This is a genomic window from Aeromicrobium sp., from assembly GCF_049586495.1.
GTDB lineage: Bacteria > Actinomycetota > Actinomycetes > Propionibacteriales > Nocardioidaceae > Aeromicrobium.
Map to the genome: position 1 here is coordinate 1 of NZ_JBAVCB010000187.1, position 9,710 is coordinate 9,710.

Below are 9,710 nucleotides of genomic sequence, written 5' to 3' on the forward strand. Positions count from 1 at the left end.
TCAAGATGTACGGATCCTCGAGCACGGTCTCCATGGAGGCCGGATCGGTGACGAAGTAGCCCGACAGGTGGCCCTTGTCGAAGCGCATGCCCTCGGTGAGCTCGAGGTCCAGGCCGAAGGTGTTGGATTCCTCGACCGTGATGACGCCTTCCTTGCCGACCTTGTCCATCGCCTCGGCGATGATGTCGCCGACCGTGGTGTCAGCGGCGGAGATGGAGGCGGTGGAGGCGATCTGCTCCTTGGTCTCGACATCCTTGGCCATGCCCAGCAGCTGGGCGCTGATGGCCTCGACGGCAGCCTCGATGCCCTTCTTCAGGCTCATCGGGTTGGCGCCAGCGGCCACGTTGCGCAGTCCCTCGCGCACGAGCGCCTGGGCCAGCACGGTGGCCGTGGTGGTTCCGTCTCCGGCGACGTCGTCAGTCTTCTTGGCGACTTCCTTGACCAGCTCGGCGCCGATCTTCTCGTAGGGATCCTCGAGCTCGATCTCCTTGGCGATGGAGACGCCGTCGTTGGTGATCGTGGGGGCTCCCCACTTCTTCTCCAGCACGACGTTGCGGCCCTTGGGGCCAAGCGTCACCTTGACGGCGTCGGCAAGCTGGTTCATGCCGCGCTCGAGACCGCGGCGGGCCTCTTCGTTGAAGGCAATGGTCTTTGACATGGGTGAATAACTCCGACTGTGGGTGGTCGACGAACTAGCACTCTCACTATACGAGTGCTAATCAACGCGATGCAATCAGGGCCGACTCAACGCACGTCGTGCAGCCACTCGAGGCTGCGGTGAGTGGTGGCGAAAGGGCCCTCGTGCTGCGTCAGCCGCCGAGGACCTCGTGGGCCTCGCGACCCTTGGGGCCGTCGACGACCTCGAAGCTGACGACCTGGCCGTCCTCGAGCGTCTTGTAACCCTCCGAGGCGATCTTGGACCAGTGGACGAAGACGTCGTCTTGACCCTCGACCTCGATGAAGCCGTAGCCCTTGTCTGCGTTGAACCACTTGACCGTGCCGTTCACCATCGACGAGCTCCTTGAACCGGCGGCGCGCTACGTGTCGAGACGCGACACGGATGACCCTACAGGGACACTTTCAGGTCTCACAGTCCTCATCGGGAGGACATTTCTCAACCTCCGGCCACCGCAGGAATGATGGAGACCTGGCTGCCGTCCGGCGTGGGGGTGTCCAGGCCCTCGGCGAACCGGACGTCCTCCTCGGCGACGTAGATGTTGACGAAGCGGCGCAGCGCGCCCTTCTCGTCGACGACGCGCGCCTTGATGCCGGGGAACGAAGACTCCAGCGAGTCCAGGACGTGGGTCAGGGTCGCGCCCTCGGCGGTGACCTGCGACTGGTCCTGGGTGTAGGTGCGCAAGATGGTGGGGATCCGGACGTTGATGCTCACGTGTGTCCTCTCGGGTCAGACGATGTCGGCGGCGACGAAGGCGTCGTAGGTGGCGGCAATGGTGGCGCGGGGGCCCACACGGTCAGACACGGCGTCCAACGTCTTGAGCCCGTGACCGGTGTTGATCACGACGGTCTCGAGGTCGGGATCGAGCTGACCGGTCTCGACCAGCTTGCGCAGCACGCCCACCGTGGTGCCTCCGGCGGTCTCGGTGAAGATGCCCTCGGTGCGGGCCAGCAGCACGATGGCCTCGCGGATCTCCTCGTCAGTGACGTCCTCGACCGCACCGCCGGTCGCCTGGGCAATGTCGAGCACGTAGATGCCGTCGGCAGGATTGCCGATCGCGAGGCTCTTGGCGATGGTGTCGGGCTTGACCGGACGAATCGCGTCGACACCGGCCTTGTGGGCGGCGGAGATCGGCGCGCAGCCCTCGGCTTGCGCTCCGAAGATCCGGCACGGTTTGTCCTCGACCAGGCCCAGGGCCACCAGTTCGCCGAACGCCTTGTGCACCTTGGTCAGCTGTGATCCTGAGGCCACTGGGATGACGATCTGGTCCGGCAGGCGCCAGCCCAGCTGCTCGGCGATCTCATACCCGAGCGTCTTGGAGCCCTCGGCGTAGAAGGGACGAACGTTGACGTTGACGAACGCCCATCCGTCCTGCTCGCCAGCGATCTCGCTGGCCAGCTTGTTGACGTCGTCGTAGGTGCCCTCGACCGCCACCAGATTCTCGGTGTAGATCGCCGAGTTCACCTGCTTGGCCGCCTCGAGGTCGCTGGGAATGAACACCACGGTGCGGATGCCCGCCCGCGCGCCAGCGGCGGCCACCGCATTGGCGAGGTTGCCGGTCGACGGACACGCGAAGACCTTGGCATCGAACTCGCGGGCGGCCGACAGCGCGATGGCGACGACGCGATCCTTGAAGGAGTTGGTGGGATTGGTGCTGTCGTCCTTGACCCACAGCCGGCGCAAGCCCAATTCGGCCGCCAAGTTCTTGGCCTCCAGCAGCCGGGTGAATCCGGGCTCGAGATTGGGACTCTCGGCGATGTCGTCGGGTACCGGCAGCAAAGCCTTGTACCGCCAGATGTTGGCCGGCCCCGCTTCGATCTGCTCGCGCGTGACGGTGCCAAAGTCGTAGGCGATCTCCAAGGGGCCGAAACACTCGTGACAGACGTAGTGCGGACCGAGATCGCGGGTGGAGCCGCATTCGCGACAGACCAAGTTCCTGGCGGGCCCGAAGGCTCCGTCGCGCAAGACCGGCCCGGTCTGGGGTTCGTCAATCAGGGTCATGGTGCTCCTGTCATCTGTCCCGGTCGACGTTCTCCGGGGCGGAGTTAGCACCTGGTCGTCGAGCGACTGGTTGCTGGGGCTTCAACGGGCCGCGTCCCTCTGCCCCTCATGATGAGGTGCCCCCAGAATAGGCATCCGTCTCACGATGCGTCCAGTCAGTCCACATGGCGAGACGAGAAGCGTAGCCGCGGTGCGCGATAGCCGCCATCATCGAGTCCCGCCAGCCGCTCGAACGGGTTGTATGACGCGTGATCGCCAGCCAGCACGTAGGAGACGCCGGCACACAGGAGGTAGAACGCCAGCATCACCGGACCGAGAACGACGGCGTACTGCGTGCAATGCCGGTCCTCGTGCTGCATCAGCACCGGACGGGCTCGTAGGTGTGCGAGATCGTGCTTGCTGACGATGACACTGCCGATCGTGAACGCGCTCGCGACGGGGAAGCCGTACCGATATCCCGTGGCGAAGTAGGTTCCCCTCCCCCGTGGCGTGATGGCGGCGCCGCCGATCCGGGCGACCAACAGACCCAGCACCGTGCTCAGATTGATCCAGTTGACCACGGCCCGGACGCGAGTCCACGGCGTGTGCGGCTCCATCATGTCCCAAGCGCCTCGGCCCAGGCAGCCAGCCAGATCGCGACAGCGTCGGGTCCGTCGAGCACGACATCGGCTCTGGACACCAAGGCGTCCTGCTCGGTCGAGGCCGAGCAGACCAGCAAACCGCGCATGCCACCGGCGCGCAGGTCGTCGACTGCCTCGAACGCGGGGATGTCACCGAGGTCATCGCCGCCGAACACGACCGTGCGGGCGCTCGTCTCGGCGACGAGCGCGCGCAGCGCATGCCCCTTGTCAGCACCGGCAAAACGCATCTCGAGCACCTGCTTGCCGGGCTCGAGCATCAGGCCCATGTCGCTGGCCACCGAGGCCAACGGAACGCGGAGCCGGTCAATGAGGTCCTCGGCCAGGCCGCGAGTGTGAACCGCGAGAGCCAGGCCCTTGTCCTCGATGAGTGCCGTCTCAGCTCCGTGCTGAGCCAAGATCTCAGGGAGACGCTCGGCCAGGCGATCGATCGTCTCGACCCGCTCGGACCCGATGGCCTCACCCGAGGCGGCGTCCCAACGTTCGGCGCCGTACTGGCCGAAGATGATCAACCCGTCGAGGCCGTCGACCGAGGCGAAACCGCCCAGCTCGAGAGCCTGCGTCACCGGCCGGCCGGTGATGATGGCCACCGTCCCGAGAACGCGACCCAGACGACCGAGCGCCAACACCGCATCAGGGTGAGCGAAGGCTTGCGTAGGGTCGTCGACGATGTGGGCGAGCGTGCCGTCGAAGTCGAGCGCCAGCAGGGTGCCGGCTGGGTCGTCGACCGGCGGAGCAGCAAGGATGCCGGGCATGGGCCCTATTGTTGCGGCCCCGACAAGATGAGGGTCAACCGGTCCATGCGCATCGGGACGATGCTCGGCAAGACCCGTGAGATGCCCACGTCGGTTGCCAGCAGCTCGGCCTGGTCCTGCAGACCGCCCGGGTAGTAGACCGTGTTGGCCTCGATCTGTCCCCGCCAGTTGCCCGTCCCCGACACCGTCCAACCAGCGGCCGCGACCTTGGCCGAGAACGATCTCGCCAGATTCCTGATGGTGGTGTTGTTCAGCACCGCCACCAGAGCCTCACGCTTGACGGTGGGAGTGGTGGACGTGGTGGCGGTCGGAGACGGGGTCGGCGTCGTCTCGGCCGGCGAGGCCGGGGCAGCTGGGCGAGGAGTGCTGGCTGCCTGCGCGTCGCCAGCGGAGGCAGGGGCCGGGTCCACGAGCAAGAAGCCCAGCCACCCGGCGGCTCCCACACAGGCCACGACGCTGAAGATGATGAACCATGCTGCCGGCACGGCCACCTGGTCCTTCGGAGTCCTGCGGTGCGCGACCACGACGAGTCAGACGTCGAAACCAAGTCGGCGCGCCGAGCGACTGCGTTGGCGTTCGGCGCGCAGCCGGCGCAGTCGCTTGACCAGTAAAGGATCGAAGGCCAGCGAGTCCTCGCGATCGATCAGCGCGTTGAGCACCTGGTAGTAGCGTGTCGTCGACATGTCGAACTTCTCGCGAATGGCTTGTTCCTTGGTGCCGGTGTACTGCCACCAGACTCGCTCGAGCGCCAGGATCTCGCGATCTCGCTCGGTCAGCGTGGGGGACAACCCGACGCCGGGCCGACCCGACATCTCCGCAGCGCTCATGGCCGCGAGTCTACGACATGAACTACACCCATGTCATTTGCCATGATGTATTCGTGAACCCGCGTGTCGCGCCGCCCGTCCGCTGGGGGATCCTTGCCACCGGCCACATCGCTGAGTCCTTCGCTGACGACCTTCGGCTGGTACCCGGTCACTCGTTGACTGCGGTGGGTTCGCGCAGCCTGGCCTCCGCGCAGGCCTTCGCCGACAACCACGAGGACCCCCGCGCGCACGGTTCCTACGAGGAGCTGGCGCACGACCCAGATGTCGATGTCGTCTACGTCGCCACGCCGCACGGGCGGCACGTGCGGGACGTCATGACCTGCTTCGAGGCCGGCAAGGCCGTGCTGTGCGAGAAGGCGCTCACGATGAATGCCGCCGACGCCGCACTCCTCGTGGGCGAGGCCCGGCGTCGCGGTTTGTTCTTCGCCGAGGCGATGTGGATGCGCACCAATCCCGCCATCCGCCAAGCGCGAGAGATGGTGCGATCGGGAGCCTGCGGGACGATCGGGATGCTGCACGCCGATCTGGGCTTCGTGGCACCGACGGGCAAAGAACGGCTCTGGGATCCCGCTCTCGGCGCGAGCGCCCTGCTCGACATCGGCATCTATCCGCTCACGTTCGCCCACGTGATGCTCGGAGAACCTACCTCGATCTCGGCGGCCGGCACCTTGTCCGGCCACGGCATCGACGTCGCCGGGGGCGCCACCCTGACCTACGCCTCCGGAGCCGTCGCCACGATCGGCTGGAGCCAGGTCGCGTGGACGTCTGACCGCGCATCGGTGGCCGGCGACGCCGGCCGCATCGACGTGCCGGCCCGGTTCCACCACCCCGATGAGTTCACCTTCGCCTACGGTGAGTCCGTCCGGACCGTGTCGGCGCCGCGCACCGGTCGGGGTTACGTCCACGAGATCGAGGAGGTCGGATCCTGCCTGCAGGAGGGCTTGACCGAGTCCGAGCTCCTCCCGCTCGACGAGTCGGTCGCGATCATGGGTCAGCTCGACGAGATCCTCGCGCAGATCGGTGTCGCCGGCCGCTAGCGATAGGGTGAATGCATGGCCGCTGGCACCGCAGACTTCGTGGTGATCGCCAACCGCTTGCCCGTTGATCGCGTCACGGCCCCGGACGGCGAAACACTCTGGCGCAAGTCTCCCGGCGGTCTGGTCACCGCCCTCGAGCCGGTCATGCGCAGCAATGGCGGCGCGTGGATCGGGTGGCACGGCGCGTCCGACGAGAAGCTCAAGCCCTTCGACCACGACGGCCTCCAGCTGGTTCCCGTGCACCTCACCGAGCAAGAGGTCGCCGAGTACTACGAGGGATTTTCCAATGCCACCTTGTGGCCGCTGTACCACGACGTCGTGGTCGCACCGGAGTTCCACCGCGAGTGGTGGGACTCCTACGTCAAGGTCAACCGCCGCTTCGCTGAGAAGGCCGCCAAGGTGGCGCGCAAGAACGCGGTCGTGTGGGTGCAGGACTATCAGCTCCAGCTGGTGCCCAGAATGCTGCGCGAGCTGCGCCCCGATCTGCGGATCGGCTTCTTCCTGCACATCCCGTTCCCCCCCACCGAGCTGTTCCAGCAGCTGCCGTGGCGCAAGGAGATCCTCGAGGGTCTGCTCGGAGCCGACCTGGTCGGCTTCCAGATGCCTGGCGCGGCCCAGAACTTCGTGCGTCTGGTGCGTCAGCGCGTCGGCCACAAGACCCACCGTGATCTGGTCTATCTGCCGGACGGACGCACCGTGATGGCCCGCGCCTACCCGATCTCGATCGACGCGGCCGGCTTCGAGGAGCTGGCTCGCACCCCCCACGTGCTCGCCCGCGCCGCCGAGATCCGCGAGAGCCTGGGCAACCCCACGACCGTCATCCTGGGCATCGACCGGCTCGACTACACCAAGGGCCTGCGTCAGCGGTTGCGAGCGTTCGGCGAGCTGATCGCCGAGGGCTCCCTCCACGTGGACGACGCGGTGTTCGTCCAGGTCGCCACGCCATCGCGGGAGCGCGTGCAGCAGTACAAGATCTTGCGCGACGACATCAACCGGCTCGTTGGCCGCATCAACGGCGACGTCGGCCGCATCGGTCACCAGCCCATCCAGTACCTGCACGCCTCCTACCCCCGCGAGGAGATGGCAGCACTCTACCGAGCCGCCGATGTCATGGTCGTCACGCCACTGCGCGACGGGATGAACCTGGTGGCCAAGGAGTACGTGGCCTGCCGGTACGACAACCGGGGCTCCCTGGTGCTCAGCGAGTTCGCCGGCGCGGCGTCAGAGCTCAAGTCGGCCTATCAGGTGAATCCGCACGACATCAACGGATTGAAGGCCAGCCTGCTCGAGGCCGTGCAGTCCGGACCCCGCACCAGCGCGAAGCGCATGAAGGCCATGCGCAAGCAGGTCATGGAGAACGACATCGAGCGGTGGGCCGGAAACTTTCTGCGCGAGCTGAACGAGGGACCCGGAGCCCACGCGATGACGCTGCGCCCGTCGGCCCCGTGACCCGCTGATGATCGACCCCACCGAGCTCGACGACTTCTGGGCCACCGCACGGCACCAGACGCGTACCAACCCAGTTCCCGGCTATCTCGGCACCTATGCGGCCGAGGCACTCGCGCCCCCCGCGTGGTCCTTCGGGGCGACAGCAAAACACGCCGACGGGCTGCTGGCCCTGGTGCTCGACGGGACCAAGACGGCCACCGCCAGCGCCCAGTGGGACTACGAACAGGTGGGCGAACCGCTACCGCGCGTCGGCGACTTGAGCATCGTGCTCGACGGGGCCGAACACCCGCGCGCCCTGCTCGAGACGATGCAGGTGGAGGTGGTCCGGTTCGAGGACGTGTCGGCCGAGCACGCCTATCTCGAAGGAGAGGGCGACCGGTCGTTGGAGCACTGGCGCACCGTCCATGAGCAGTACTTCACCGACCACGTCGACCACGACCGCGGGTTCACCGCATCCATGCCGGTCGTGCTCGAACGGTTCCGGGTCCTGTACCCACGCTGAGGGCTCTCAGGAGACAATGGGGGCGATGACGGACACGACGAGCACCGACCCGACCTCCGAGATCCCCGATCTGCCGGGCGACTGGACCGCCAGAATCCCGGCCTACGGCGACATCGAGGCACTCGTCGCGCTACGGCATCTCGACGAGCTGCAGGGGACCGGGGAAGCACACATCGATCCCGCCAGCATCGAGTCCGAGGTGGCCGGTCCGGCGTCGTGGACGCGCCGCCAGCTGGTCGCTGTCGGACCCGATGACGTGCCGCGCGGTTGGATCACGGTGCACGACCGGGCCGCGGGTCGGGCCCTCATCTGGGGCTACTTCGACCGCGACGTCGCCGAGGTCGACGACATCGCCGCCGTCTTCTACGCCTGGGCTGAGGAGGCCGCCATCGACATGGCTCGCCGGCGCGGCATCGACGCCACCCGCCTCGACGAGAGCCCGTTCGCCACCGACACTCGGCAGGCTGGCTGGCTGGCCCGTGCCGGCTACACCAAGCGCCGCACATGGGTGCACATGAACCGACCCGTCGACCCCGATGAGGCCGACCTGCGGCCGCGCGCGGGCGTCACGGTCCGCCCCGTCGAGCGGCACGAGAACGGCTTCCCCCTCGCCTCAGACCTGCAGATCGTGCACCAGATGCTCGAGGAGTCCTTCGAGGATCACTTCAACTCCTATCGCGAGAGCTTCCCTGAGTTCGTGCAGCGGTTGCGCGAGGATCCGCGGCACAGCTGGGACTACTGGTGGCTCGCCTATGTCGATTCTGAGGACGGGGAGGGTGAGCCGGTACCGGCAGGCACCGTCGTCTGCTCGCTGCTGACCGCCAAGCCCGGTGGTGCCGAGGGCTCGTACGTCGAGTACATCGGGGTCAACCGGGCCGCTCGCGGTCGCGGAGTTGCCAAGTCGCTGCTGGCGACCGTCATCGCCGATGCCGCCGAGCGTGGTCGTGACCGCGTCGGGCTCGAGGTCGACGACGACTCCCCCACCAAGGCCGATCAGCTGTATCTGGCGCTGGGCTGGACGGCGGACTACGCGACCGACTCGTGGTTCAAGGACATCGACCTGCCCTGATGCCTACACGACGTCGTGAATGGGCTCGGCCGGGAGCCTCTTGACCTTGCGGGTGCGCTTGCGGCGGCTCGGAATCATGGAGCGCATCTCCTCGAGCTTGCCGAAGCACAACAACCGGTCGCCGGCCTCGAGCACGTGGTGGCCCCGTGGATTGGGGATGACGCTGGTGCCGCGTTGCAGCGTGAGCGCGCTGATGTCGCGTTCCATGAGGCCGGACTCACCCAGCGGCTTGCCGACGATGTCGGACGCGGACTGCACGAGGATCTCGGCCACGCCGTAGCCGGTCGACACCGTGAGGCGTTGCCGGACGTCGATCTCGGGAAACGCGACCTGGTTGTCGATGAAGTCGATGATCGATCCGGCGACGTCGAGGTCAGTGGCCCGCTCGATCCCTTCCAGGCCGGGCGAGGAGTTGACCTCCATCACGAGGGGGCCGTCCTTGCCCTCCAGCAGGTCGACGCCGGCCACCCGCAGACCCATGATCTGTGCCGAACGCACCGCAACCTTCTCGTACTCCGGATCGAGATCGACCTTCTCCACCGAACCTCCGCGGTGCACGTTGGAGCGAAACTCATCGCCCTTGGCCACGCGTCGCATCGCCGCGACCACCCGGTCGCCGACGACGAGGGCGCGGATGTCGCGCCCCTTGCTCTCGGCGATGAAGCGCTGGATCAGCACGTTCTGCTTGGTGCTCTGCAACGTCTCGATGATCGCCTCGGCCACCTTGATGTCCGGCGCCAGGATGACGCCGATGCC

At 67.0% G+C, this 9,710-nt stretch carries 13 protein-coding genes and 1 riboswitch; of the genes, 4 read left to right on the forward strand and 9 right to left on the reverse strand.

The window, feature by feature from the left end; genetic code table 11:
* The 8 genes from WB508_RS09760 to WB508_RS09795 all read right to left on the reverse strand — a co-directional run.
* Window positions 1–658 (reverse strand): TCP-1/cpn60 chaperonin family protein (locus tag WB508_RS09760; RefSeq protein ID WP_423844692.1); only part of this gene is annotated, 658 nt, incomplete at its 3' end.
* A 151-nt stretch (window positions 659–809) separates the two neighbouring features.
* On the reverse strand, window positions 810–1,010 hold the full coding sequence (locus WB508_RS09765; protein ID WP_423844693.1) for a cold-shock protein: 201 nt from the start codon (window positions 1,008–1,010) through the stop codon (window positions 810–812).
* A gap of 104 nt (window positions 1,011–1,114) precedes the next feature.
* Window positions 1,115–1,390: a MoaD/ThiS family protein gene (locus WB508_RS09770; protein ID WP_423844694.1), complete on the reverse strand. Its 276-nt coding sequence runs from the start codon at window positions 1,388–1,390 to the stop codon at window positions 1,115–1,117.
* Between the two features lie 15 nt (window positions 1,391–1,405).
* Window positions 1,406–2,677 carry a threonine synthase gene (gene thrC / locus WB508_RS09775; protein WP_423844695.1) on the reverse strand — a complete coding sequence of 424 codons (1,272 nt, stop codon included), beginning with the start codon at window positions 2,675–2,677 and terminating at the stop codon, window positions 1,406–1,408.
* A 7-nt stretch (window positions 2,678–2,684) separates the two neighbouring features.
* Window positions 2,685–2,795, reverse strand: a riboswitch (SAM riboswitch).
* Window positions 2,796–2,832: 37 nt separating this feature from the next.
* The gene (locus WB508_RS09780) at window positions 2,833–3,276 is read right to left on the reverse strand and encodes a hypothetical protein (protein WP_423844696.1); all 444 of its coding nucleotides are present in this window, start codon (window positions 3,274–3,276) and stop codon (window positions 2,833–2,835) included.
* Window positions 3,273–4,070, reverse strand: a complete 798-nt coding sequence (gene otsB, locus WB508_RS09785) for a trehalose-phosphatase (RefSeq protein WP_423844697.1) — start codon at window positions 4,068–4,070, stop codon at window positions 3,273–3,275. The genes WB508_RS09780 and otsB overlap by 4 nt, the downstream gene beginning before the upstream one ends.
* A gap of 5 nt (window positions 4,071–4,075) precedes the next feature.
* Window positions 4,076–4,555: a LytR C-terminal domain-containing protein gene (locus WB508_RS09790; RefSeq protein WP_423844698.1), complete on the reverse strand. Its 480-nt coding sequence runs from the start codon at window positions 4,553–4,555 to the stop codon at window positions 4,076–4,078.
* Window positions 4,556–4,600: 45 nt separating this feature from the next.
* Window positions 4,601–4,897: a DUF3263 domain-containing protein gene (locus WB508_RS09795; RefSeq protein WP_423844699.1), complete on the reverse strand. Its 297-nt coding sequence runs from the start codon at window positions 4,895–4,897 to the stop codon at window positions 4,601–4,603.
* Between the two features lie 53 nt (window positions 4,898–4,950).
* Here WB508_RS09795 and WB508_RS09800 point away from each other — a divergent pair, with 53 nt between their 5' ends.
* The 4 genes from WB508_RS09800 to WB508_RS09815 are packed head-to-tail and all read left to right on the forward strand — an operon-like array spanning window position 4,951 to window position 8,954.
* Window positions 4,951–5,934, forward strand: a complete 984-nt coding sequence (locus WB508_RS09800) for a Gfo/Idh/MocA family protein (protein WP_423844700.1) — start codon at window positions 4,951–4,953, stop codon at window positions 5,932–5,934.
* A 15-nt stretch (window positions 5,935–5,949) separates the two neighbouring features.
* Window positions 5,950–7,383, forward strand: coding sequence for an alpha,alpha-trehalose-phosphate synthase (UDP-forming) (locus tag WB508_RS09805; protein WP_423844701.1), 1,434 nt, complete (start codon window positions 5,950–5,952; stop codon window positions 7,381–7,383).
* A gap of 7 nt (window positions 7,384–7,390) precedes the next feature.
* On the forward strand, window positions 7,391–7,885 hold the full coding sequence (locus tag WB508_RS09810) for an ASCH domain-containing protein (protein WP_423844702.1): 495 nt from the start codon (window positions 7,391–7,393) through the stop codon (window positions 7,883–7,885).
* Window positions 7,886–7,910: 25 nt separating this feature from the next.
* Window positions 7,911–8,954, forward strand: a complete 1,044-nt coding sequence (locus WB508_RS09815; protein ID WP_423844703.1) for a GNAT family N-acetyltransferase — start codon at window positions 7,911–7,913, stop codon at window positions 8,952–8,954.
* Between the two features lie 3 nt (window positions 8,955–8,957).
* Here WB508_RS09815 and WB508_RS09820 read toward each other — a convergent pair.
* The coding region (locus tag WB508_RS09820) for a RimK family alpha-L-glutamate ligase (protein ID WP_423844704.1) at window positions 8,958–9,710 on the reverse strand (753 nt) is incomplete at its 5' end.